Raw genomic sequence first — 22,542 nt, 5'->3', positions numbered from 1 at the left:
GCCCTCAGCTCGACAGCAGGATCACGCCGATCGTCATGTTGAGCGCAGCGCCGAGTACCAGTACCCACAGGGTCGAGAGGATCGTGTTGAGCCACGAGCGCTGCAGGGCGACCTTCAGCCACCCGGCCTGGACCACCGCATACCACAGCGCGGCGAGTACACCGACCGCGATGCCCAGCGTGGTCGACAGCTGGCCCGGCAGCCGCACGAACACCATGCTGGTGGACAGGGCTACCGCGAACGGAGCGGTCAGGTAGCACTGCATGAAAAACGGACGGCGCAGCGACTCGCGGGTCATCGGCACGTGCTTGCGTCGCAGCAGGTGGGTGGTGGTCACCAGCGGCCAGATCGCGAAGGTGATCGAGCGATACAGCAGCAGGCTCTCTTCATTGCCGAAGACCGAGCGCGACAGCGCCCCGGTTCCAACCACCTGCTGGTGCAGCATCAGCTCCACCCCGTGCGCGACCAGCACCGCCAGCATCAGGAACATCGGCGGGCTGATCGCATCGTCGAACTGGCGGTCCAGCTTCTGCGTCAGTTCAGTGTTGACGTACTGGGCCATCCGCCGCGGATGGACGATCACGCGGTACAGCGTCCGCGGGAAGAACAGAAACCAGGTACACAGTTCGTAGAGGAACTCTTCCAGCGACCGCAGCAGTTTGAGGAAGTCCATCCCGGGTCCTTGCGAAGGAGGCAGCCGACGATGCCGAGGATACCCGGTGCAGGACTCAGCGGATGGCCACCGTCACGCTGTGCGGTGCGGTCTCGTTACGGCGTGCCTGTGCCCGCATCTGGTAGACCTGCACCACGTAGGTGCCGGTGTTCGGCAGGGTCCCGCTCCAGCGGCGCTTTTCATCATTGCTGCCCAGCGCCTGGCCCTCACCGGGCACCACGCCGGGCGCGAAGACATTGAAGTTGGCATTCGGGCTGCCGTCGATCGTCACCGCCATGGTCTGGCCCGCACGCGCGGCAACCGTGTATCGAACCGTCTCATAGCCGGATAGCGTGCCCCGCAACGTGGCGCTGCTGGCGCCCTTGGTGAAGTGCACAGGGGTCGTGGTGGCCTTGTCCGCCGCGCTGGCCAGCATCGGTGTGAGCGCAAGGAGGGAGGTCAGCAACATCGAGCGGAGCGGCAGCATGGCGTTTCCTCGTGAGCCCGGACGTGGGCCTGTCAGCGCGAGCATGATCCGGCCAGCATCAAGACGCTGTCGAGATTCACGCGCCACCGCGAGGTGCAGAAGCAGCACCAGCGGCAGGACCAGGACCAGGATCAGCAGGGCCAGCGCTCGGGTCAGGAGAGCGACAAAGAAGCGTAGGACGGATCTGTACGCACCGTGGCCCGGCCGCGCTGGTCTGACCTTTCGCGTTGCACGGGCCCACACCACCAAAGGCGCAGCCTGAACATCAAAACGCACCGCCCCCGGTTACCGGCTACCATGCGCCCATGAGCATTCCCGTACCGGACAGCAGTGTGCCCCGATTGCTGGGATTCGATGTCCCCACACTGCAGACCAGTGTTGATCACGGTGCCGATGAAGCAATCGTGGCGATGCTCGATGTCGCCCCCGATGCCCGCTGGTTGAAACTGTTCGACGAGCGCGTCGCCGCGCTGAAGGGTGAACTCGGCCTCGCCGGTGTGGAACTGGAGGGCGCTTCCATTCTGTTCTTCGGCTCCATCGCAGACAGCCGCCGCCTGGCGACCGCGATCTCCGCACTGATCAACGCGATCAACATGGAAGTGGCCGGCCATACCGATCCGTTCCAGCCCACCGCCTCGTAGCGGCTCAGGAATCGATACGACACGCGCGCAGCAGCGTGGTGTCACTCAGGCCCGGGTCCGCCACGCGGTACGGGGCAGGGCATGTACCGCGGATCTCGGTCACCCACATCACCATCATGCCGACAATGCGATTCGCATCACCGGGCCATTGCGCGACGAGCCGATCATGGATGCCGTCGTACACCGCCCAGCGCTCCGCTGCTGACATACCGTCTGCCCAGCACCGCGCCAGCTCGGCATGCGCCAACCGAAAAGCCTCTTTCTGTCCGTCCATAGCATTCCCCCGACACAGTCCCTATCGGGAAGGCGCCTGCCTACCCGGGTGAGCCCCTGCAATGATGTAAACGTCGTTGGGCGGGCGCACCGGCCACGGCGCGGTGTGTCGTGCGCATCAGACACCCCGCTACAGGCTGAACACGGCCAGCTTTCCGTCGTTAAAACTAAACAGGATAGTCTGTATAGTTACGATCCCATCGCCCCCTCCGATCCGACATGACCCCCACCAAGACCCAGCGTTGGAGCCTGCTGCTCACCGTTGCCGCCGGCCTGTTGTTGATCACCCTTGACAACTCGGTGCTCTATACCGCTTTGCCCACCCTGACCAAAGAGCTGGGCGCAACCCCGCTGCAGGGCCTGTGGATCATCAACGCCTATCCGCTGGTGATGGCCGGCCTGCTGCTCGGTGCGGGCACCTTGGGCGACCGGCTGGGGCACCGCCGCATGTTCCTGATCGGCCTGGCGATCTTCGGCATCGCCTCGCTGCTGGCCGCGTTCGCGCCGGATGCCAATCCGCTGATCGCCGCCCGCGCGCTGTTGGCCGTTGGCGCGGCGGCGATGATGCCCGCCACCCTGGCGCTGATCAGCCTGACCTTCGAAGACGAGCGCGAGCGCAATCTGGCGATCGCGGTGTGGGGCTGTATCTCCATCATCGGCAGCGCCATCGGCCCGATCGTCGGCGGCGTGCTGCTGGCGCACTTCTGGTGGGGCGCGGTGTTTCTGATCAATGTGCCGATCGTGCTGCTGGCCATGGTCGGCGCGGTGCTGTTCGCGCCGCACGGCACGCCCGATGCGAGCAAACCGTGGGATCTGATCTCCTCGCTGCTCAGCTTGATCGCCTTGTCCGGGCTGGTCGTCGCGATCAAGGAGGTCGCGCATGCACCGCCGAACTGGCCGCTGGCCGGCGGGGCCGCGCTGATCTTCGTTGTCGGTCTGGTGCTGTTCCTGCGTCGCCAGCGCCGCCTGCCGTATCCGATGCTCGACGTGGCCATCTTCCGCAATGCGCCGTTCCTGGCCGGCGTGCTGTCCGCGGCGTTTGCGATGTTCGCCATCGCCGGCCTGCAATTGCTGACCACCCAGCGCTTCCAGCTGGTCGCCGACTACACCCCGTTGCAGGCTGGCCTGCTGGTGTCCTTGGTGGCGATCGGGTGCCTGCCCAGCGCCATTTTTGGCGGCATGTTCCTGCACCGCGTCGGGCTGTTGCCGCTGATCACCGGCGGGCTGGGCGTGGGCACCGCCGGTGTGGTGCTGGTCGCGGCGACCTTCGGCGGCCACCTTGGCTGGACCCTTGGCGGGCTGCTGCTGACCGGGCTGGGCATGGGCGCCACCATCTCCGTGGCCTCCACCGCGATCATCGGCAACGTGCCTCCGCACCGCGCTGGCATGGCCTCCTCGGTGGAGGAGGTGTCCTATGAGTTCGGCAGCCTGTTCGCGGTCTCCCTGCTGGGCAGCCTGATCGCCGCGCTTTACTCGGCCACCGTGACGCTGCCGGACGGCGTGGACGCCGGTGCGGGCCAGAGCATCCAGCAGGCGCTTGCACTGGCCGCACAACCGGGCGGCGACGCCGGGTGGCTGGCGGCGGCCAGCACCGCGTACGACGCCAGCTACGTTTGGGTACTGTATGTGATTGCCGGCGTGCTGCTGGTCGGCACCGTCACCACCGGCGTGCTGCTGCGCCGCCATGGCCCCGGCACGGCCACCACTGTCTCCCACGCCCACTGACCCATGCGCCCGAGCAACCGAACCAACATCCTGGATGCCGCCGTCCGCGTGATCGAACGCGACGGCATCACCGCACTGACTTTTGAAGCGGTCGCCACCGAATCCGGCATCGCCCGGGGCGGGCTGCTGTATCACTTTCCCTCGCGCGATGCGCTGCTGCAGGGCATCCACCAGCACCTGGCCGGCGTGTGGGAGGCGAGCATGATCGATGCGGCGGGCAAACCTGCCGGCGCGGCAGAGCCCCCCGAGCGCTACCAGGCCTACGCGCTCACCTGCGCACAGACGGCCACCCGAGCCGAACTGCAGCTGATGTTCGACGCGGCCGCCACCGACGAGAACGTGCAGCCGTGGACCGCGGTGGTGGAGCGTTGGTCGCCGCCTACGCCGCAGGACCTGAGCGACCCGGCCTCGCTGGACCTGTTCATCGCCAAGCTCGCCGCCGACGGCATGTGGGTGTTTGAAGCGCTGTCGCGCTCGCGGCTGGCGCCGGAGGTGCGGCAGGCCATCGCCGACCGGCTGGCGCAGATGATTGCCGCCGCCTCAAAGACAGCGTGATGCCTGCCATGCGGGTACCCTTGGCGGTTCACTTCTTGAACGACGGGAACGCCTGATGGATTACCAGCTTGTGATCAAGTTCTGGCGAAAGTCGCTGGACGACGAGGCCTTTCTGGCCACCCTGGAGGCCGAGCTGACCACCGCGCTCGGCAAGGCTGCCACGCTGGACGGCTACGACGTCAGCGCGAAAGAGATCAACCTTTTCATGTTCACCGCAGATCCGCGCCCGACGTTCCGCAAGACCAAGGATGTGCTGGAAGCGATGGGCGTGCTGCACAGCGTGTCTGCGGCGTACCGGCTGGCGGGCGGTGCGCAGTTCACTTCGGTGTGGCCGTTGCGGATGGCGCGGAAGTTTACGTTGCCGTGAGGGGCTGCCGTTCCATCTGCCAATCCGGCATTTCCGATTGCGGTACTCCGGCGGCTATGCTCGCTGATACACAGTGATGGATCGTGTCATGCGCATGTTCGTGCTGCCCCTGTTGTTGCTTGCTACGTCTGTCGCACCCTCGCTGGCTTCCGAGCTGGCGCCGTCCATGCCGTCCGCACCCAGTTCACCGCTGGTCATTGGCGAAACATTCACCGTGCAGTCGACGGTGCTGGGGGAGACCCGCCGGATCAACGTGTACCGCCCACGGCCATGGGGGCTGGACCCGGCCGCGCCGCTACCGGTGCTGTACATGCCCGACGGCGGCATCGACGAGGATTTCCTGCACGTGGCGGGGCTGTTGCAGGTGTTGTCCGGCAACGGCAGCATACGTCCCTTCCTGCTGGTCGGCATCGAAAACACCGAGCGTCGCCGCGATATGACCGGCCCCAGCAATGATCCAGAGGATCGGAAGATCGCACCACGCATCGGTGGGTCGGCGGCGTACCGGGCGTTCCTGCGCGATGAGCTGATGCCGGAGGTGCGCAAGCGCTATGCGACCACCAACGAGCGTGCGTTGATCGGAGAATCGTTGGCGGGCCTGTTCGTTGTCGAAACGCTGCTGCAGGACCCCGGGCTGTTCACCAGTTACATCGCGCTCGACCCCAGTCTGTGGTGGAACCGGGGGCAATTGCTGGCCGACGCACCGAAACAGCTGGTGGTCGCCCGCCACATGCAACCACGGGTTTTCCTGGCCAGCAGCGGTCAACTGCAGTTGGCGGCCACCACGCTGCAGTTCTCAACGCTGCTGCAGCAGGCATCGCCCTCGCTGCTGGTGAGGTACCAGCCGATGCCGGAGGAGACCCATGCCACGATCTATCACCCGGCGGCCCTGCAGGCGTTGCGCGCGATGTTTCCGGTGCCGGCGCCTGCTTCGCCATGAGCAGGGCCTGACGACAGACAACAAAAAAGCCGGAACCCCTTGTTTGACGGGAGGTTCCGGCTTTCTGTGGTCCTTGTGGGACCGTCTAATGGTGGAGGTGGGCGGAATTGAACCGCCGTCCGAAGGCACTCCATCCCCGGTACTACATGCTTAGCTCACCGTTGAATCTCATCCTGTGGCAGCACGGTGTGCAAAGCGCACCCCAGGACCAGCCTGCTTTAGTTAAGTCGTGACTGACAGGCAGCCATCACAACCGGTTCCGTGATAATGACCCTACATCTACGAGCACGGGCACAAGTAGGTTCGGGGGTTCGCCTAAGGCGGCTGTAGAACTAAACGCTAAAGCTGTTTTTAGGCAGCGATTGCGAAGTCGTTCGAACCGTAGTTGTCGTCGTTGGCAACTAAAAGTTTGCTGCTGGATTAACGAGGAAAGCTGCCCCCTCGGCATGCACCAAGTAACTTCACAACCCCCGTCGAAACCAATGCACCCCCGGTTTCTTCAAGAACCGCACTTCATCCGGAAAACAGCACCGGACTCCTACTTGACGGGTTGGATGCTACTCCAAATTAGCTGAACAGTCACCTTGCCGGTCCGCGCTTACTTCTGCAGCTGGCGGCGGCTGTCGGCCTTGTGGCGGGCCTTTTCCTTTTTCAGACGATTGTGCTCGTTGCGCACGGTCATCGCCTGCTTCTTGGCCTGCGGCTCAACCCGGGCCATCAGCGATTCCACCTGGGCCACCAGGCGGCGATGTTCCAGGGTGTCGTAGCTCTGGGCCTCCGAGGCCGCGCGCTTGGCGTTGCGGATCAGGTAGGTCAGCACCTTGAGCAGCGCGGCCGGGTCCATGGCGCGGGCGAGTTCGTCAAAGATGAACTCCAGCGCCGCCACGTCGGCGCGCAGGGTGGTCAGTTCGTCCGCCGCCTGTGCGGGTGCCGGGGTAGTTTCAAGAGTCACGCGCGGATCCTTTCCGTATCAATGCGGGGATTCTGACAGCTGTGCGGGGTTGGCGGGGAAAGATCGTTGTCTGGCCCCTGTCAGCTGGTCGATGCCCCCTCAGCCCGGCGCTCCCACCCTCGGTGCACTGCGATGCCGACCAGCATCGACGGCACGAACCACAGCGCTTCGTTGGCGGCGTAGCCGGCACCGACCAGCGCGGGCCCGGGGCAGTAGCCGGCCAGACCCCAGCCGATGCCGAACAACGCTGCGCCGCCGAGCAGACGCGTGTCGATCCGTTGGCTGTTGCTGAGATGGAAGCGATCTGCCAGGCGCGGCCGCGGTGTTCGCAGCACGAAACGGAACAGCAGCCCCGTGGTCGCGACGGCGCCGCCGAGCACGAACAGCAGGGACGGGTCGAAAGCCCCGGTGACATCCAGGAAGCCGAGGATGCGCAGCGGATCGGTCATGCCCGAGACCGCAAGCCCGAGACCGAACAGGGCGCCCGCACCGAGCGCGGCGAGGATCTGTCGGCTCATGCGGTACCCGCGAGATGGCGGACGATGAAGGTGGTCAGTATCGCGGTGCTCATGAACACCCCCACGGCGACCAGCGAGCGCAATGAGAGCCGGCCCAGCCCGCAGACGCCATGGCCGCTGGTGCAGCCGCCACCCAGCCGGGTGCCGACGCCCACCAGCAGCCCGCCCACGACCAGCAGGATGGGCGGAAAGCCGATACGCGAGGGCGCGGATGCGGGCAGCCAGTGCAGTGCGAGTGCACCGGCGGTGATCAGACCGAGCAGAAACGCATAGCGCCACGCGGGCTCGCCACGCTGCGGAAACAGGGCGCCGGCGGTGATGCCACTGATGCCGGCGACGCGGCCGTTGAGCCAGAGCAGTGCGGTGGCCGCGAGGCCGATCAACACCCCGCCAGCCAAAGAGGTCGCCCAGTAAGGCGTCATGGCTGATAGCCCGCGGTGGAGGGACGGTGCTTATAAGGCATGGGCGTGCCCTGTAATTTAGATAAATCTAAATTAGGGTTGTCTCAGGTAAAGTGCAAGCCATGCGTGATGCGAACCCCACCCCACATCCCACAGCGGCCACCCGTGCTGCAGAAATGGCCGCCCAGGCGGACCAGGCCGCCGCGCTGCTCAAGGCGCTGGCGCACCCCGCGCGGTTGCGTGTGCTGTGTCGCCTGGTGGAAGGCGAGGCGTCGGTAGGGGAGCTGCAGCCGTTCAGTGGACTGGGCCTGTCGGCGCTTTCCCAGCACCTGGCGGTTCTGCGTGGGATAGCGTTGGTGACCACGCGGCGCGAGGCGCAGACGATTTTCTATGCGTTGGCCGACTCCCCGGCACTGGGTGTGCTGGCGACGCTGCATGACGCCTATTGCCCGGACGGGCACGCAGAGGCGGTCTGACCCGGTGAGTCAGAGCGACTTGCGCAGATACATGCGCTGATGACCAGGCGGAAAATCCTGCAGCCGACCGAACATTTCATAGCCCTGCTTGAGATAGAAACCCTCGGCCTGCCAGGAGAAGGTATCCAGCGTCACGGCGTGCGCGCCGAGCGCGCGGGCCTGCTGCTCGGCCTCGGCCAGCAGGGCCTGGCCCAATCCTTCGCCGCGGCGGGCGTCATCCACCCAGAGCGCATGCACCATCAGCCAGCCGCCACAGACATCAGCGGCGATCCCGGCCACGACCTGGCCGGCATCATCATGTATGACCCGGTTGACCGGCTGGTCATCCAGCGCATCGCCACTGGCGGCTTGGTTGAAGGCCAGCAGGCCGGCGAACACCGCGCGGGTGTCCTCCGCGCTGGCGGGCTGGATAACCGGGGCGGGCGACGCCGGCGCCATCAGGCGTCGCGGTTGTGCCGGCGCATGGTGCGCGACTTCTCGCGCGCCCAGTCGCGGTCCTTCTCGGCATCGCGCTTGTCGTGGGTCTGCTTGCCCTTGGCCAGCGCGATCTCAAGCTTGATGTTGTTCTTGCTCCAGTACATCGCGGTGGGCACGATCGTGTAGCCATCGCGTTGCACCTTGCCGATCAGCTTGTCGATCTCGCTGCGATGCAGAAGCAGCTTCCGTTCGCGACGGTCGTTGGCCACCATGTGGGAGGAGGCCTGGATCAATGGGGTGATCTGCGCGCCGATCAGGAAGATCTCCCCATCGCGCACGTAGGCGTAGGCATCGATGATGTTGCCGCGCCCGGCGCGGATCGACTTGACCTCCCAGCCCTGCAGGGCCAGGCCGGCTTCGAAGCGATCCTCGATGTGGTACTCGTGACGGGCACGCTTGTTGAGCGCGATGGTTTTGTTGGCCGTCGCGCCCTTTGCTTTATCCTTGCCGCTGTTCTTGCTCATTTCCCTATTGTCTCCGATTCGGGCACGCCCGGTCGATTCATCCGACATCTGTATCGCATGCCAACTATCCGACGTAGTGCCCTGGTCGAACATTCGGCTGCCCGTATGTTCGACCTGGTCAATGATATTGACGCCTATCCGCGCCGTTTCCGGTGGTGTTCGGCCTCGCAGATCCTGGAGTCCGGCCCGGACCGACTGGTCGCGCGCCTGGACCTGGGCTTTGGGTCGTTCTCGACCTGGTTCATGACCGAGAACACGCTGCAGCGCCCGCACAGCATTGATATGCAGCTCAAGGACGGGCCGTTCAAGCGCCTGCACGGGCGCTGGGAGTTCCACGCGCTGGCCGAGGACGCCTGCAAGGTCAGCCTGACGCTGGAGTTCGAGCCTACCTCGCGCCTGCTGGGACCGGCCCTGGCGCTGGGCTTCCAGGGGCTGGCCGACCGCATGGTGAGTGATTTCGTCCGCGTCGCCGACGCCCAGGACTGAGCGGTGATCACGGTCGAGGTGGTGCTGGCCTGGCCTGATCGCGTCGACGCGAGGAGGTTGACCCTGCCTGAGGGGGCCACGGTCGCCGATGCCATGGACGCCGCGGACATAGAAGGCAGCGCGCAATGTCCGGCCGTGGCCGTGCATGGCCTGGTGGCCAAGCCGGATCAGATGTTGCGCGAGGGCGACCGGGTCGAGCTGCTACGTCCGCTGCTGGCCGACCCGAAAGACAACCGCCGCCGGCGCGCACGCGCCGGCAGCTGAGTGAAGAGGGCGGGCCTCAGCGGCCGCGCTTCTTCTTGTCCTTGGGCAGGTTGCGGCCGAACTGGCGCAGCGTGCTGCGGGCCAGCTCGGCGTCGTCGCTGGCGAAGTACTCGCCGTCCCAACGGGTGACCGCGTCGTTTTCGAAGTAGACGGTGAAGTTCTTCACTTCCGTCTTGCCCACGCGGTTCACGCGCTGGCTGGCGGTGTAGTCCCAGCGCTGGGCGTGGAACGGGTCCGCGATGGAGGGCGTACCAAGCAGGGCGCCAACCTGCTGCTTGCTCTGGCCCACCTGCAGCTGACCGACGGCCTGCTCCCGGATCAGGTTGCCCTGATAGATGGGTTGCTTGTAAATGATGCCGCAGCCCGTGGTGGACAGGGCAACGGCGGCGACCAGCAGGAGATTGCGCATCGGGGAATGGCGTTTGGGGAAATCGAGTCGATGATACACTCCTGACGTGTCGCCGCGACCCAATCCGAGGCAGCTGGCGCTAAATCGCCAATGAACGGAGAAGTATGGAAACCCACGACCTGCGCAAAGTCGGCCTCAAGGTGACCCATCCGCGTATGCGGATCCTGGCGCTGCTCGAGCAGCGCAACGCCAGCCACCACATGACGGCCGAAGACATCTACCGCCAGCTCCTGGAGCACGGCGACGAGATCGGCCTGGCCACGGTGTACCGGGTGCTGACCCAGTTCGAGGCCGCCGGCCTGGTGCTGAAGCACAACTTCGAAGGCGGCCAGGCCGTCTACGAACTGGACCGCGGCGGTCACCACGACCATATGGTCGATGTGGACAGCGGCAAGATCATCGAGTTCGAAAGCCACGAGATCGAGGAGCTGCAGCGCAAGATCGCGGCTGACCACGGCTACGAGCTGGAAGAGCACTCGCTGGTGCTCTACGTCCGCAAGAAGCGTCGGTAACGGCTCGCTGGCCATCCCGATGCGATCAAAAAACCCCGGGCGTGCCCGGGGTTTTCGTTTTCAGGGTGAGGCGCCGGTGCCGGCGGGGCGCCGGCCAGCGGCCGGCACTACCCGACCAGGGGGCCTCAGACCTGCAGCAGCTTGCGCGCCGCGGCCCGGGCTTCCTTGCTGACTTCCACGCCGCCGAGCATCCGGGCCAGCTCTTCCTCGCGGGCCTTGGTATCGAGCTTCTCAACCGCGCTCTGGGTCATGCCGTCCACCGGCGCCTTGCTGACCCGGTAGTGGGCGTGGCCCTTGGAGGCGACCTGCGGCAGATGGGTGACACACAGCACCTGACGCTTCTCGCCCAACGCGCGCAGCTTCTGCCCGACAATGTCGGCCACGGCGCCACCAATGCCCGAATCGACTTCGTCGAAGACCATGGTCGGCACCGCATCCAGGCCCAGCGCGGCGACTTCGATCGCCAGTGAGATACGGGACAGCTCACCACCCGAGGCGACCTTGCGCAGGGCGCGCGGCGGCTGGCCGGCGTTGGCGGCGACCAGGAACTCGACCCGTTCGGCGCCGTTCGGGTCCGGCTTGACCACGGTCTGCGGCTCGATATCGATCAGGAACTGACCGCCGCCCATGCCCAGCTCGCCGATCAGGGTGGTGGTGGTGTCCGACAGGGCCTTGGCGGCCTTCCGGCGGCTGGCGCTGAGTACATCGGCCACGCTCTTCCACTGGCCGGCGGCACGGTCGATCTCGCCGGCCAGGGCCTGCAGGCGCTCGTCGGCACCGCGCAGCTGCTCCACTTCGGCTTCCATGGCGTCGCGGTGCTCGCCCAGCGCTTCCATCGGCACGCGGTGCTTGCGCGCGAGGTCGTGCAGGCGGCCGAGACGGCGCTCGATATCCTCGAACTGCTCCGGGTCGGCATCCAGGTCGTCATGGACGCGGTCGAGCAACGACAGCGCTTCGTCCAGCTGGATGGCGGCGCTGTCGAGCAGGGCATCGACCTCGCCGAGCCGGCTGTCGTGTTCGGCCACGCGGGCCAGGTCATGGCGGGTCTGCTGAAGCAGCTGCAGCACCGAGACCTCGTCATCGCCGTTGAGGCGGCTGACCGCCACGTCGCAGGCGCCGATCAGCGCGCTGGCATGGGCCTGGCGGCGGTGGCTGCTGCCCAGGGTGGCGATCGAGGCCGGGTCCAGGTCTTCGCGCTTGAGCTCGCTGAGCTGGTGTTCCAGATAGCCGATCCGGTCGCTCACGTCGCCCTGCCGCGAGAGCGCCTCGGCTTCATCGACCAGCGCTTGCCAGCGTGCCGCGGTCTGGCGGACCTGGGCGCGCTCGGCGTCGTTGCGGGCGAAGGCGTCCAGCAGCGAGAGCTGGGAGGGGCGCGAGAGCAGGGCCTGCTGTTCGTGCTGCCCGTGGATTTCGACCAGCATGCTGGCCAACTCGGTCAGCTGGGTCAGCGTCACCGGGCGGCCGTTGATGAAGGCGCGCGAGCCACCGTCGGCGCGGATCACCCGTCGCAACTGGCACTGTTCTTCGTCGTCCAGCTCGTTGTCGCGCAGCCACTGGCGGGCCGGGGCGTCGGCCAGCGGCGCGAATTCGGCCGAAAGCTCGGCGCGCGCGGCGCCGTGGCGGACCACGCCGCTGTCGGCGCGCAGCCCGGACAAAAAGCCCAGCGCGTCCACCATCAGCGACTTGCCCGCGCCGGTTTCACCTGAGACCACGGTCATGCCGGCGCCGAATTCCAGCTCGGTGGCGCGGACGACCGCGAAATCCTTGATCGATAGATGTCTAAGCATGGTCTACGTTGTACACGAGGGGCGTCTCCAAGCCGCGCACGCTAGCATGGGCCGGGGGCGTCTCCAATGACTTGCCAACGCCCCGTGCAGCCATTATCTAAGTGGGCGTCTCACAGGCTGATTCCATGCATCCTTCCGCGTCACATCTCGCGCCACGCGCCCGCCATCTGCTGCGGACGCTGATCGCCCGCCACATCCAGGATGGCGAGCCGGTCGGCTCGCAGACGCTTGCCCGGCATGCCGGCCTGGACGTCAGCCCGGCCACGATCCGCAACATCCTGGGCGACCTGGAAGACCTGGGGCTGCTCAGCTCCCCGCATACCTCCGCCGGCCGGGTGCCGACCGCGCACGGCTACCGGGTGTTCGTGGACAGCCTGGTCAAGATGCAGCCGCCGGGCGAGGGCGAGCTCAGCCGCCTGCGCACCGAGCTGGCCACCGGCACCGGCACCCAGGCCCTGCTCGGCAGTGCCTCGGAGCTGCTCTCGGCGATGAGCCATTTCGTGGGGGTGGTCAGTGCCCCGCGCCGGGAGCAGTTCGCGTTCCGGCATATCGATTTCGTGGCGCTGGACGCGCGCCGGGTGCTGGCGATCCTGGTGTTCGCCGACAACGAGGTGCAGAACCGGGTGATCGAGCCGCGCCGGGCGTTCAATCCCGGGGAGCTGGAGCAGGTCGCCAACTACCTCAATGCCAACTGCGCCGGGCGACCGCTGGCCGAGATCCGGGCCCGGCTGCTGCTGGAGCTGCGCGATGCGCAGTCGGAAATGGAGCAGCTGCTGGCGCACAGCATCGAACTGGCCGAGCAGGCGATGGTGCCGCCGGCCGATGACATGGTGCTGGCCGGGCAGACCCGGCTGATGGGCGTGCAGGACCTCTCAGACCTGGAGCGCCTGCGCGAGCTCTTTGACGTGTTCGCCAGCAAGCGCGAGATCCTGCAGCTGCTCGAGCGCACCATCCAGGCCCCGGGGGTACGCATCTTCATCGGCGAGGAGACCGGGGTGATGCCGCTGGAAAGCGTCTCGCTGGTCACCGCCCCGTACTCGGCCGACGGTCAGGTGCTGGGCGTGCTGGGGGTCATCGGCCCGAAGCGGATGGCCTACGACCGCATGATTCCGCTGGTGGAAGCCACCGCCCAGGTGCTGGGGGCCGCGCTGGGGTCCCCCGCTGGCGGCGGATTGTCCCGCGATCGCGCATAAAGCGGCCCTGGACTCTTGAATCCCGTAGCCGCGCCCACATAGGGGTGGGTGGAGGCGGAGAGTCACCGCCAAGGATCCGGAAATGAACCAAGATCAGTCAGATATCGCATCCCAGAATCCCGCCGGCGAGCCGGCCGCTGAGCCGTCCCTGCAGCAGCAGCTGGACAGCCTGCACAACGAGCTGGCCTTGCTGCGCTCGGAGTCGCTGCGCGAGCGCGCCGACCTGGACAACCAGCGCAAGCGCGTTGCCCGCGACGTGGAACAGGCGCGCCGCTTCGCCAATGAAAAGCTGCTCGGCGAGCTGCTGCCGGTGTTCGACAGCCTCGACGCTGGCCTGAACGCCGCCGGCAGTGAGCCGAGCCCGCTGCGCGAAGGTCTCGAACTGACCTACAAGCAGCTGCTCAAGGTCGCCGCCGACAATGGCCTGACCCTGCTCGACCCGACCGGTCAGACCTTCAACCCGGACCACCACCAGGCCATCAGCCAGGTCGACGCGCCCGGCGCGGCGCCCGGCAGCGTGGTCCAGGTGTTCCAGAAGGGCTACCTGCTCAACGACCGCCTGCTGCGGCCGGCGCTGGTCGTGGTGGCCCGCGACTGATCCTCGGGTCGCTCAGCCGGGCATGGCCCGGCGCGTCGACCGGACGCTGAACGCGTTGGGTCGCCATCGGACACTGTGTTTGATGGACGGCTTGAAAGTGTTCGCAGCGTCCCACACATCCCATTCATAACCCGGCAGCTGCCGGATGTACCCAGAACTTTCAGGAGTCTCCCTCATGGGCAAGATCATTGGTATCGACCTCGGCACCACCAACTCGTGTGTGGCGATCATGGACGGCGGCAAGGCCCGCGTCATCGAAAACGCGGAAGGCGATCGCACCACGCCGTCCATCGTCGCCTACACCAAGGACGGCGAAGTCCTGGTCGGCGCCTCGGCCAAGCGCCAGGCCGTGACCAACCCCAAGAACACCTTCTACGCCGTCAAGCGCCTGATTGGCCGCAAGTTCACCGACGCTGAAGTCCAGAAGGACATCGCGCACGTGCCCTACGGCATCCTGGCCCATGACAATGGCGATGCCTGGGTGCAGACCAGCGACGGCAAGAAGATGGCCCCGCAGGAAATCTCCGCCCGCGTGCTGGAGAAGATGAAGAAGACCGCCGAAGCGTTCCTGGGTGAGACCGTCACCGAGGCCGTGATCACCGTGCCGGCCTACTTCAACGACAGCCAGCGCCAGGCCACCAAGGATGCAGGCCGCATCGCCGGTCTGGAAGTCAAGCGCATCATCAACGAGCCGACCGCTGCCGCCCTGGCCTATGGCCTGGACAAGGGTGACGGCCGTGACCGCAAGATCGTTGTGTACGATCTGGGCGGCGGCACCTTCGACGTGTCGATCATCGAGATCGCCAACGTGGACGGTGAGAAGCAGTTCGAAGTGCTGGCCACCAACGGTGACACCTTCCTGGGCGGCGAAGATTTCGACAACCGCGTCATCGAGTACCTCGTCGATGAGTTCAACAAGGACCAGGGCATCGACCTGCGCAAGGATCCGCTCGCCCTGCAGCGCCTGAAGGACGCCGCCGAGCGCGCCAAGATCGAGCTGTCCACCAGCCAGCAGACCGAAGTGAACCTGCCGTACGTCACCGCTGACGCGTCGGGCCCGAAGCACCTGAACATCAAGCTGACCCGCGCCAAGCTGGAAGCGCTGGTGGAAGACCTGATCAAGAAGTCGATCGAGCCGTGCCGCATCGCGCTGAACGATGCCGGCCTGCGTTCGAGCGACATCGGTGAAGTGATCCTGGTTGGCGGTCAGACCCGTATGCCGAAGGTGCAGCAGGCCGTGACCGAGTTCTTCGGCAAGGAACCGCGCAAGGACGTCAACCCGGACGAAGCCGTGGCACTGGGTGCTGCGATCCAGGGCGGCGTGCTGGGCGGCGACGTCAAGGACGTGCTGCTGCTGGACGTGACCCCGCTGTCGCTGGGCATCGAGACCCTGGGTGGCGTGTTCACCAAGATCATCGAGAAGAACACCACCATCCCGACCAAGGCCTCGCAGGTGTTCTCCACCGCCGAGGACAACCAGTCGGCCGTGACCGTGCACGTGCTGCAGGGTGAGCGCGAGCAGGCCCGCTTCAACAAGTCGCTGGCCAAGTTCGATCTCTCCGGCATCGAGCCGTCGCCGCGCGGCCTGCCGCAGGTGGAAGTGTCCTTCGACATCGACGCCAACGGCATCCTGCACGTGTCGGCCAAGGACAAGAAGACCAACAAGGAACAGAAGGTCGAGATCAAGGCCGGTTCGGGTCTGTCCGAGGACGAGATCGCACGCATGGTCGCCGACGCGGAAGCCAACCGCGAAGAAGACAAGAAGTTCCATGAGCTGGTCCAGGCCCGCAACCAGGCTGACGCGCTGATCCACGGTACCCGTACCGCGATCACCGAGCACGGCAGCAAGGTCGGCGGCGATGTGATCGGCAAGGTGGAGTCGGCCCTGGCCGATCTGGAAACCGCGATGAAGAGCGACGACAAGGCCCAGATTGAAGCCAAGTCGAAGGTGCTGGAAGAAGCCGGCCAGGCCCTGTTCGCGGCCTCCGCGGCAGCCGAGCAGGGTGGCGCGGCACCGGGCCCGGATGCTGGTGGTAACAGCGGCGCGCACGACGATGTGGTCGACGCCGAGTTCACCGAAGTCAAGGACGACAAGAAGTCCTGATCCGGCCATGACACGGGACGTTGCGCAGGCAGCGTCCCGTTGTCGTCTCCCCTTCTGGTCCTGACAGCCGTATCCCGGCCTGTCGGGGCGCCCGGCGAAAGAGCGGACCTGGTGCCGCTCTTCCGCTTTGACGAATCCCGACTTCCGGAACCCGATTCAAGCTATGAGCAAGCGCGATTACTACGAAGTGCTGAGCGTGTCCCGCACCGCCAGCGACGAAGAACTGAAGAAGGCCTATCGCCGTTGCGCGATGAAATACCATCCGGACCGCAATCCGGGTGACAGCCAGGCCGAAGCATCCTTCAAGGAATGCAAGGAAGCCTACGAAACCCTGTCCGACGGCAACAAGCGCCGCATGTACGATGCCCACGGCCATGCGGCATTCGAGCACGGCATGGGCGGCGGTGGTGGTGGTCCGGGTGGCCCGGACATGGGCGATATCTTCGGCGACATCTTCGGCAACATCTTCGGCGGTGGCGCCGGCGGTGGTGGTCCGCGCCAGGCCCGTCGCGGTGCCGATATCGGTTACGTGATGGAGCTGGACCTGGAAGAAGCGGTGATGGGCGTGGAGCGCCGCATCGAGATTCCGAGTCTGGTCGAGTGTGATGACTGCAATGCCAGCGGTTCGGAAGATGGCAAGGTCGAGACCTGTTCGGTCTGCCGTGGCCAGGGCCAGGTGCGCATCCAGCGCGGCATCTTCGCGATGCAGCAGGCCTGCCACCACTGCAACGGCCGTGGCCAGATCATCCAGAACCCCTGCAAGACCTGTCACGGCAATGGCCGTGTCGAGGAAGACAAAGTGTTGTCGGTCAAGGTGCCTGCGGGCGTCGACACCGGTGACCGCATCCGTCTGTCCGGTGAAGGCGAGGCCGGTCCGGCCGGCACCCCGGCGGGCGATCTGTACGTGGAAGTGCGCGTGCGCGAACACGCGATCTTCCAGCGCGACGGCGACGACCTGCACTGCGAAGTGCCGATCCGCATCTCGCAGGCGGCATTGGGCGATACCGTCCGTGTGGCCACGCTGGGTGGTTATGCCGAGATCCGCATCCCGGCCGAGACCCAGACCGGCAAACTGTTCCGCATGCGGGGCAAGGGCGTGCGTTCGGTGCGCAGCCGCAGCGAAGGCGACCTGTACTGCCGCGTGGTGGTGGAGACCCCGGTCAACCTCACCCCGGAGCAGCGCAAGCTGCTGGAACAGTTCGAAACCACCTTCACCGGTGAGGAAGCGCGCAAGCATTCGCCGAAGTCGGCGACCTTCATCGATGGCGTGAAGGGCTTCTGGGACCGGATGACGTCGTAAGCGTCACGGGTTCCTATGAACTACCGAAGGCCCCCTGGCGACAGGGGGCTTTTTTGTGCGCGGTCCACCGCTCGACCCACCTTCCGCCGCGCCTGGAGAGACTCGCAGGCGTAAAATGTCGGCATGAACGAATCCCTCGAAAGCCACCTGGTCCACGGCCGCCGCCAGCGCCCGGACGGTCCGTCGCCGGTCGACGTCATCTCGGTCCAGTCGCAGCTGGTGTACGGCTATGCCGGCAACAGCGCGGCCGTGCCGCCGCTGCGCGCGCTCGGCGTGCGCGTGGCCGAAATCCCGACCACGCTGCTCAGCAACGCGCCGTTCTACGAGACCACGCGCGGCCGCGTGCTGCCCTCGGACTGGTTCGCCGATCTGCTGCTCGGCGCCGGTGAACGGGGCCTGCCACAGCGGGCGCGGATGCTGGTGTCCGGCTACTTCGGCAGCGTCGGCAACGGTGCGGCCTTCGCCGATTGGCTCGATGCGGTGCTGCCGTCCTCGCCGCAGCTGCGTTACTGTCTGGACCCGGTCATTGGCGACACCCACACCGGCCCTTACGTCGAGCCGGGCCTGGAAAACGTCTTCGCCGAACGTCTGCTGCCGCATGCCTGGCTGGTCACGCCCAATGCCTTTGAACTCGGCCGCCTGACCGGGATGCCGAGCCTGGCCCAGGATGATGCGATCGCCGCCTCGCAGGCGCTGCTGGCGCGCGGGCCGGAGTGGGTGCTGGCGCACAGCGTCGGCGGCGATCCAGGCCAGCTGGTCACGCTCGCGGTCAGCCGTGATGCCATCTGGCGCTGGTCCTCGCCGCATCTGCCGGTGGACGTGGCTGGCACGGGCGATGTGCTGATGTCGTTGCTGGTCGCCTTCCTGCTGCGTGGGGAACCCTTCGAACAGGCGATCTCGCGCGCCATCGCCGGCGTGCATGTCGCACTGGAGACCACGCTGGCCAACGGGCACGAAGAGTTCGATGTGCTGGCGGCGGCGCCGGCGGCACTGGCACTGCCGGATCGCTTCGTCGCCGAGCGCCTGGCGTGAGTCTGAAACCGGTGGTCGGCATCGTCGGCAGCGACGGTGCCTACGGGCGCTGGCTGCGCCGCTTCCTGGAGCAACGGCTTGGGCTGGACGTGATCGGCCATGACCCGGCCGATGCAGCGTCGGACAGCCCGGAGACACTGCTCGAGCGCGCCGAGGTGTTGATCTTCTCCGCACCGATCCGGCACACGCCCGCGCTGATCGCCGACTACGTGGCCCGCTCGGCCGGTCGCGAAGCCGACCGCCTGTGGCTGGATGTCACCTCGGTCAAATCGGCCCCGGTGGAGGCGATGCTTGCCTCGCAGGCGGAGGTGGTGGGTCTGCATCCGATGACGGCTCCGCCCAAGGCGCCCACGCTGAAGGGCAGGGTGATGGTGGTCTGCGAGGCGCGCCTGTCGCGGTGGCAGCCGTTCGTGCAGCAGCTGTGCGAGGCACTGGAAGCAGAATGCGTACGTGCCACGCCCGAGCACCATGACCAGGTCATGGCGCTGGTGCAGGCGATGGTGCATGCCACGCATCTGGCCCAGGCCGGTGTGCTGCGCGAATACGCGCCGCTCCTCGGCGCCTTGCCGGCACTGATGCCGTACCGCTCGGCCTCGTTCGAGCTGGATACCGCGATCATCGCGCGCATCCTCTCGCTCAATCCGGCGATCTACGAAGACATCCAGTTCGGCAACCCGCACGTGGCACCGATGCTGGACCGGCTGCTGGCCCAGTTGCAGCAGCTGCGCTCGCAGCTGGAGCAGGGCGATGACGCGGCGCGCGCGGCGTTCCGCCAGCAGTTGTTGCTGGACAACCGCGACAGCCTGGGAGCGGAGGTGCTGGCCGACGGCAATTACACCTTCGAGCGGGTCGGCTACCTGCTGGCCGATCTCACCGAACGCAACGCGATCAGTGTGCACCTGCCCGAAGACCGGCCCGGCTCGTTGCGCGAATTGCTGCATGTGTTCGAACGGCACCGGGTCAGCCTGGCCTCGATCCATTCTTCGCGGACGCCGGCCGGTGAGGTGCACTTCCGGGTGGGCTTCGTGGCAGGCAGCGATGCCCTCGCGCTGCAGGCGGCGGCCACCGAGATCGATGCCTCCGGTATCGGCCGCGTTCTGGTGCGCTGACACGGTGCGCTGCAGCATTCATCCACAGGGGGTGTGGATGATCTGCGCACAAACATGTGGATAAGTGCGTACTCGCCTTGCAGTAAAAGGCTGTCAAGATGCTTGGTCAAAAATTGACCAACATCCGCGTAACTTTTTTTCAACGCGTCAGGTGACGAGGGTCAGCTCGCCGCCCGCGGTGCGGAACTCGCGTCCGTCGCGGATCAGATGGCGGCCATCGGCAAGCTCATAGCGCGCACTCTGGCCGTTTCCTGAAGAGGCATCGGTCTGCTCATCCTTGAATTCGATGATGACATAATCGTCGCCGTTGGCGTCGGTGGCGGGGAACTGTCGGAACGACATGAAGCACCTCCTGCAGCACGTCCAGTGAGGGCTGCAGGATGCGATGGCCGATGTTACCGGCCCGTCATCAATCGATGAATTGCAGGCGCGCCAGTTCGGCGTAGAGACCGCCCTCGGCCAGCAGTTCGGCATGCGTGCCCTGGGCGACGATGCGGCCGTGCTCCATCACCACGATGCGGTCCGCCTTGAGCACGGTCGCCAGGCGATGCGCGATCACCAGCGTGGTGCGGCCGGCCATCAATCGCTCCAGCGCCTGCTGCACCGCGCGCTCGCTTTGTGCATCCAGTGCACTAGTGGCTTCGTCGAGCAGCAGGATCGGCGCGTTCTTGAGCAGGGCGCGCGCGATCGCGATGCGCTGTTGCTGTCCACCGGACAGGCGGGCACCGCGCTCGCCCAGCTCGCTGGCATAGCCCTCGGGCAGGGCCTGCAGGAACTCATCGGCCTCGGCGGCTTCGGCCGCGCGCTGCACTTCTTCGTCGGTCGCTTCCAGGCGGCCGTAGCGGATGTTCTCGAACGCACTGCTGGCAAACAGGGTCGGCTGCTGCGGCACCAGGGCCAGCTGCTCACGCAGCTGTGCCGGATCGACCTCGCGAAGATCCACGCCATCGACCAGAATGCGACCGGCGGCCGGATCGTGGAAACGCAGCAGCATCGACAGGATGGTGCTCTTGCCGGCGCCGGACGGGCCGACCAGCGCGACCGTCTCACCCGGGCGCACGTGCAGGTTCACATGATCCAGCGCAGCGGTATCGGGGCGTTGCGGGTAGTGGAACACCACATCCTCGAAACGGATCTCGCCGCGCAGTGGCTGCGGCAACGGGGTGGGATGGGCGGGGGCGGTGATCTCCACGTTTTCCTGCAGCAGTTCGGCGATGCGGCCCATGCCACCGGACGCACGCTGCAACTCGTTCCAGACCTCGGCCAGCGCACCGACCGAACCGCCGCCGATCAGCGCGTACAGGACGAACTGGCCCAGCGTACCGGCGCTCATGTTGCCGTCGATCACCTCGTGCGCGCCCAGCCACAGCACGCCGACGATGGCGCCGAACACCAGCACGATCGCGCTGGCGGTGACGATCGACTGGGCGCGGATACGCCGGCGGGCGGCACCGATCGCATCCCCCAGCGCGGCATTGAAGCGGCCGCGTTCATACGGCTCACGCGCGTGGGCCTGCACGGTGCGTACCGCGCCGAGGGTCTCCGAGGCCAGGCTGTTGGCATCGGCGATGCGGTCCTGGCTGGCGCGGGCGATGTTGCGCAGGCGACGGGCGCCGATGATGATCGGCAGCACCGCCAGCGGAATGCCAACCAGCGACCACGCCGCCAGATGCGGGCTGGTGACGAACAGCATCACCAGACTGCCGACCACGGTGACGCTGCTGCGCAGGGCCACCGACATGGTCGAGCCGATCACGCTGCGCAGCAGTTCGCTGTCGGCGGTCAGGCGCGAAACCAGCTCGCCACTGCGGCTGCGGTCGTGGAAGCCGGCGCCGAGCGTGATCAGGTGGGCATACAGGCGGCTGCGCAGGTCGGCGACCACCTTTTCGCCCAGCAGCGAGACGAAGAAGAAGCGCGCGGCGGTGGCCAGGGCCAGCACCACCGCGACCAGGAACAGCAGCGCGAACGCCTTGTTGATCTGGCCGCCGCTGGTGAAGCCGTGGTCGATCATCTGGCGCACCGCGACCGGCAGGCTCAGGGTGGCCACCGAGGACACCGCCAAGGCCACCAGCCAGGCACTGAACAGCCCGACGTGCCGTCGGACGAACGGCCACAGCGTGTTCAAGCTGCCCAATCGGCGCATCGGCGTGTCGTGCGGAGCGGGTGCGTCAGTCATTCGATGGGCCTGGTTCGATGCGGGATTCAATACGGACACGATCACGAGTGGCGTCGCGAAGGCGGTTTTTCAACGGCTCGACCTGATCGGCCGGCAAGCGCAGGTGCAGGTTCACGCCGTCGGCGGTGAACGCTTCGTCCACTTTCTCGGCCAGATGGGTGCCCAGCGCGGCATGCAGCGGGCCCAGATCCTCGAAGCCGGCCTGCACGTCCAGCTCGGCCATGGCGATCAGCGGCAGCCGCGGTGCCACCCGCAGGCACTCGGCAGCGGTGCCGCCATAGGCGCGCACCAGGCCGCCGGCGCCAAGCTTGATGCCGCCGTACCAGCGGGTCACCACGACCATGACCCGATCAAACCCTTGACCATCGATGGCGGCCAGGATCGGGCGCCCGGCCGTGCCGGACGGCTCGCCGTCGTCGCTGGAGCGATACTCGTTGCCGTAGCGGTACGCCCAGCAGTTGTGGGTGGCATCCGCCACCGCGACCTCCGCCAGGAATTCCAACGCGGCCGCCGCATGCTGGATAGGTGCGGCATGGGCGATGAAGCGGCTGTGCTTGATGTCCAGGCTGTGGCTGACGGCGGTGGCGAGCGTATCGGGCATTCCCACCATTCTAGTGGGGATGCCCGATCACCGTACGCCGCGC

Annotated in this window: 28 protein-coding genes and 1 other RNA gene; 15 read left to right on the top strand and 14 right to left on the bottom strand. The window is 66.4% G+C overall.

The features are described 5' to 3' along the window. Positions 1–4: 4 nt before the first annotated feature. Positions 5–673, bottom strand: a complete 669-nt coding sequence (locus AC13F7_RS06750; RefSeq protein ID WP_482999660.1) for a hypothetical protein — start codon at positions 671–673, stop codon at positions 5–7. A gap of 55 nt (positions 674–728) precedes the next feature. Next, on the bottom strand, positions 729–1,139 hold the full coding sequence (locus tag AC13F7_RS06745) for a g-type lysozyme inhibitor (RefSeq protein WP_482999659.1): 411 nt from the start codon (positions 1,137–1,139) through the stop codon (positions 729–731). Between the two features lie 305 nt (positions 1,140–1,444). Here AC13F7_RS06745 and AC13F7_RS06740 point away from each other — a divergent pair, with 305 nt between their 5' ends. Next, positions 1,445–1,780: a hypothetical protein gene (locus AC13F7_RS06740; RefSeq protein ID WP_482999658.1), complete on the top strand. Its 336-nt coding sequence runs from the start codon at positions 1,445–1,447 to the stop codon at positions 1,778–1,780. Positions 1,781–1,784: 4 nt separating this feature from the next. On the opposite strand, the gene AC13F7_RS06735 is transcribed toward AC13F7_RS06740, so the two are convergent. Continuing rightward, complete coding sequence (locus AC13F7_RS06735) at positions 1,785–1,988, bottom strand: hypothetical protein (protein WP_482999657.1); 204 nt, start codon at positions 1,986–1,988, stop codon at positions 1,785–1,787. Between the two features lie 284 nt (positions 1,989–2,272). Between AC13F7_RS06735 and AC13F7_RS06730 the strand changes: the two genes are divergently transcribed. The 4 genes from AC13F7_RS06730 to AC13F7_RS06715 all read left to right on the top strand — a co-directional run bounded on the left by AC13F7_RS06730 (position 2,273) and on the right by AC13F7_RS06715 (position 5,640). Beyond that, positions 2,273–3,778: an MFS transporter gene (locus AC13F7_RS06730; protein WP_482999656.1), complete on the top strand. Its 1,506-nt coding sequence runs from the start codon at positions 2,273–2,275 to the stop codon at positions 3,776–3,778. 3 nt (positions 3,779–3,781) lie between these two features. Next, positions 3,782–4,333 (top strand): TetR/AcrR family transcriptional regulator, encoded by a 552-nt coding sequence (locus AC13F7_RS06725; protein ID WP_482999655.1) that lies wholly within the window; start codon positions 3,782–3,784, stop codon positions 4,331–4,333. A 55-nt stretch (positions 4,334–4,388) separates the two neighbouring features. Further along, entirely contained in the window at positions 4,389–4,700 is a 312-nt protein-coding gene (locus AC13F7_RS06720) for a hypothetical protein (protein ID WP_482999654.1), read from the top strand. Between the two features lie 88 nt (positions 4,701–4,788). After that, positions 4,789–5,640: an alpha/beta hydrolase gene (locus AC13F7_RS06715; protein ID WP_482999653.1), complete on the top strand. Its 852-nt coding sequence runs from the start codon at positions 4,789–4,791 to the stop codon at positions 5,638–5,640. 89 nt (positions 5,641–5,729) lie between these two features. On the opposite strand, the gene ssrA is transcribed toward AC13F7_RS06715, so the two are convergent. The 4 genes from ssrA to AC13F7_RS06695 all read right to left on the bottom strand — a co-directional run bounded on the left by ssrA (position 5,730) and on the right by AC13F7_RS06695 (position 7,532). Next, positions 5,730–6,132: a transfer-messenger RNA gene (gene ssrA, locus AC13F7_RS06710) on the bottom strand. Between the two features lie 106 nt (positions 6,133–6,238). Next, positions 6,239–6,592, bottom strand: a complete 354-nt coding sequence (locus AC13F7_RS06705) for a hypothetical protein (RefSeq protein WP_482999652.1) — start codon at positions 6,590–6,592, stop codon at positions 6,239–6,241. An 80-nt stretch (positions 6,593–6,672) separates the two neighbouring features. Beyond that, positions 6,673–7,110: a DUF6691 family protein gene (locus AC13F7_RS06700; protein WP_482999651.1), complete on the bottom strand. Its 438-nt coding sequence runs from the start codon at positions 7,108–7,110 to the stop codon at positions 6,673–6,675. Continuing rightward, on the bottom strand, positions 7,107–7,532 hold the full coding sequence (locus AC13F7_RS06695; protein WP_482999650.1) for a YeeE/YedE family protein: 426 nt from the start codon (positions 7,530–7,532) through the stop codon (positions 7,107–7,109). Before AC13F7_RS06695 ends, AC13F7_RS06700 begins: the two co-directional genes overlap by 4 nt. A 101-nt stretch (positions 7,533–7,633) precedes the next feature. Here AC13F7_RS06695 and AC13F7_RS06690 point away from each other — a divergent pair, with 101 nt between their 5' ends. After that, a complete protein-coding gene (locus AC13F7_RS06690; protein ID WP_482999649.1) occupies positions 7,634–7,987 on the top strand; it encodes an ArsR/SmtB family transcription factor in 354 nt (117 codons plus the stop codon). A gap of 9 nt (positions 7,988–7,996) precedes the next feature. Here the strand turns inward: AC13F7_RS06690 and AC13F7_RS06685 are convergent, their stop codons facing one another. Both AC13F7_RS06685 and smpB read right to left on the bottom strand, forming a co-directional pair. Further along, positions 7,997–8,425 carry a GNAT family N-acetyltransferase gene (locus AC13F7_RS06685; RefSeq protein ID WP_482999648.1) on the bottom strand — a complete coding sequence of 143 codons (429 nt, stop codon included), beginning with the start codon at positions 8,423–8,425 and terminating at the stop codon, positions 7,997–7,999. Continuing rightward, on the bottom strand, positions 8,425–8,928 hold the full coding sequence (gene smpB, locus AC13F7_RS06680; protein ID WP_123729005.1) for an SsrA-binding protein SmpB: 504 nt from the start codon (positions 8,926–8,928) through the stop codon (positions 8,425–8,427). The genes AC13F7_RS06685 and smpB overlap by 1 nt, the downstream gene beginning before the upstream one ends. Before the next feature lie 57 nt (positions 8,929–8,985). On the opposite strand from smpB, the gene AC13F7_RS06675 reads away from it, so the two are divergent. Further along, positions 8,986–9,414: a type II toxin-antitoxin system RatA family toxin gene (locus AC13F7_RS06675; protein WP_482999647.1), complete on the top strand. Its 429-nt coding sequence runs from the start codon at positions 8,986–8,988 to the stop codon at positions 9,412–9,414. Between the two features lie 3 nt (positions 9,415–9,417). Continuing rightward, entirely contained in the window at positions 9,418–9,678 is a 261-nt protein-coding gene (locus tag AC13F7_RS06670) for an RnfH family protein (protein ID WP_482999646.1), read from the top strand. Positions 9,679–9,694: 16 nt separating this feature from the next. On the opposite strand, the gene AC13F7_RS06665 is transcribed toward AC13F7_RS06670, so the two are convergent. Continuing rightward, entirely contained in the window at positions 9,695–10,087 is a 393-nt protein-coding gene (locus AC13F7_RS06665) for an outer membrane protein assembly factor BamE (protein WP_123729007.1), read from the bottom strand. Positions 10,088–10,191: 104 nt separating this feature from the next. Between AC13F7_RS06665 and fur the strand changes: the two genes are divergently transcribed. After that, positions 10,192–10,599: a ferric iron uptake transcriptional regulator gene (fur, locus tag AC13F7_RS06660; RefSeq protein WP_070470227.1), complete on the top strand. Its 408-nt coding sequence runs from the start codon at positions 10,192–10,194 to the stop codon at positions 10,597–10,599. A 125-nt stretch (positions 10,600–10,724) separates the two neighbouring features. Here fur and recN read toward each other — a convergent pair whose 3' ends face one another. Beyond that, the gene (gene recN / locus AC13F7_RS06655; RefSeq protein WP_482999645.1) at positions 10,725–12,386 is read right to left on the bottom strand and encodes a DNA repair protein RecN; all 1,662 of its coding nucleotides are present in this window, start codon (positions 12,384–12,386) and stop codon (positions 10,725–10,727) included. 125 nt (positions 12,387–12,511) lie between these two features. On the opposite strand from recN, the gene hrcA reads away from it, so the two are divergent. The 6 genes from hrcA (at position 12,512) to AC13F7_RS06625 (ending at position 19,722) form a co-directional block, all read left to right on the top strand. Next, the gene (gene hrcA / locus AC13F7_RS06650) at positions 12,512–13,579 is read left to right on the top strand and encodes a heat-inducible transcriptional repressor HrcA (protein WP_353084252.1); all 1,068 of its coding nucleotides are present in this window, start codon (positions 12,512–12,514) and stop codon (positions 13,577–13,579) included. 82 nt (positions 13,580–13,661) lie between these two features. Continuing rightward, entirely contained in the window at positions 13,662–14,177 is a 516-nt protein-coding gene (gene grpE / locus AC13F7_RS06645) for a nucleotide exchange factor GrpE (protein ID WP_176989744.1), read from the top strand. Positions 14,178–14,352: 175 nt separating this feature from the next. Next, complete coding sequence (gene dnaK / locus AC13F7_RS06640; protein ID WP_123729010.1) at positions 14,353–16,281, top strand: molecular chaperone DnaK; 1,929 nt, start codon at positions 14,353–14,355, stop codon at positions 16,279–16,281. 163 nt (positions 16,282–16,444) lie between these two features. Further along, complete coding sequence (dnaJ, locus tag AC13F7_RS06635) at positions 16,445–17,581, top strand: molecular chaperone DnaJ (protein ID WP_481467955.1); 1,137 nt, start codon at positions 16,445–16,447, stop codon at positions 17,579–17,581. Between the two features lie 123 nt (positions 17,582–17,704). Then, complete coding sequence (gene pdxY / locus AC13F7_RS06630) at positions 17,705–18,613, top strand: pyridoxal kinase (protein ID WP_481467953.1); 909 nt, start codon at positions 17,705–17,707, stop codon at positions 18,611–18,613. Beyond that, positions 18,610–19,722 (top strand): prephenate dehydrogenase, encoded by a 1,113-nt coding sequence (locus AC13F7_RS06625; protein ID WP_481467951.1) that lies wholly within the window; start codon positions 18,610–18,612, stop codon positions 19,720–19,722. The genes pdxY and AC13F7_RS06625 overlap by 4 nt, the downstream gene beginning before the upstream one ends. A gap of 147 nt (positions 19,723–19,869) precedes the next feature. Here the strand turns inward: AC13F7_RS06625 and AC13F7_RS06620 are convergent, their stop codons facing one another. The 3 genes from AC13F7_RS06620 to AC13F7_RS06610 form a co-directional block, all read right to left on the bottom strand. Continuing rightward, entirely contained in the window at positions 19,870–20,064 is a 195-nt protein-coding gene (locus tag AC13F7_RS06620) for a hypothetical protein (RefSeq protein WP_482999644.1), read from the bottom strand. A gap of 67 nt (positions 20,065–20,131) precedes the next feature. After that, positions 20,132–21,898, bottom strand: a complete 1,767-nt coding sequence (locus AC13F7_RS06615; RefSeq protein WP_482999643.1) for an ABC transporter transmembrane domain-containing protein — start codon at positions 21,896–21,898, stop codon at positions 20,132–20,134. Then, positions 21,891–22,499, bottom strand: a complete 609-nt coding sequence (locus AC13F7_RS06610; RefSeq protein ID WP_481467945.1) for an IMPACT family protein — start codon at positions 22,497–22,499, stop codon at positions 21,891–21,893. The genes AC13F7_RS06615 and AC13F7_RS06610 overlap by 8 nt, the downstream gene beginning before the upstream one ends. Positions 22,500–22,542: the final 43 nt, after the last annotated feature.

This window comes from Stenotrophomonas sp. K-6, from assembly GCF_056861555.1.
Note: the sequence above shows the minus strand (reverse complement) of the source record. Positions and strands in the feature narration are given on the sequence as shown.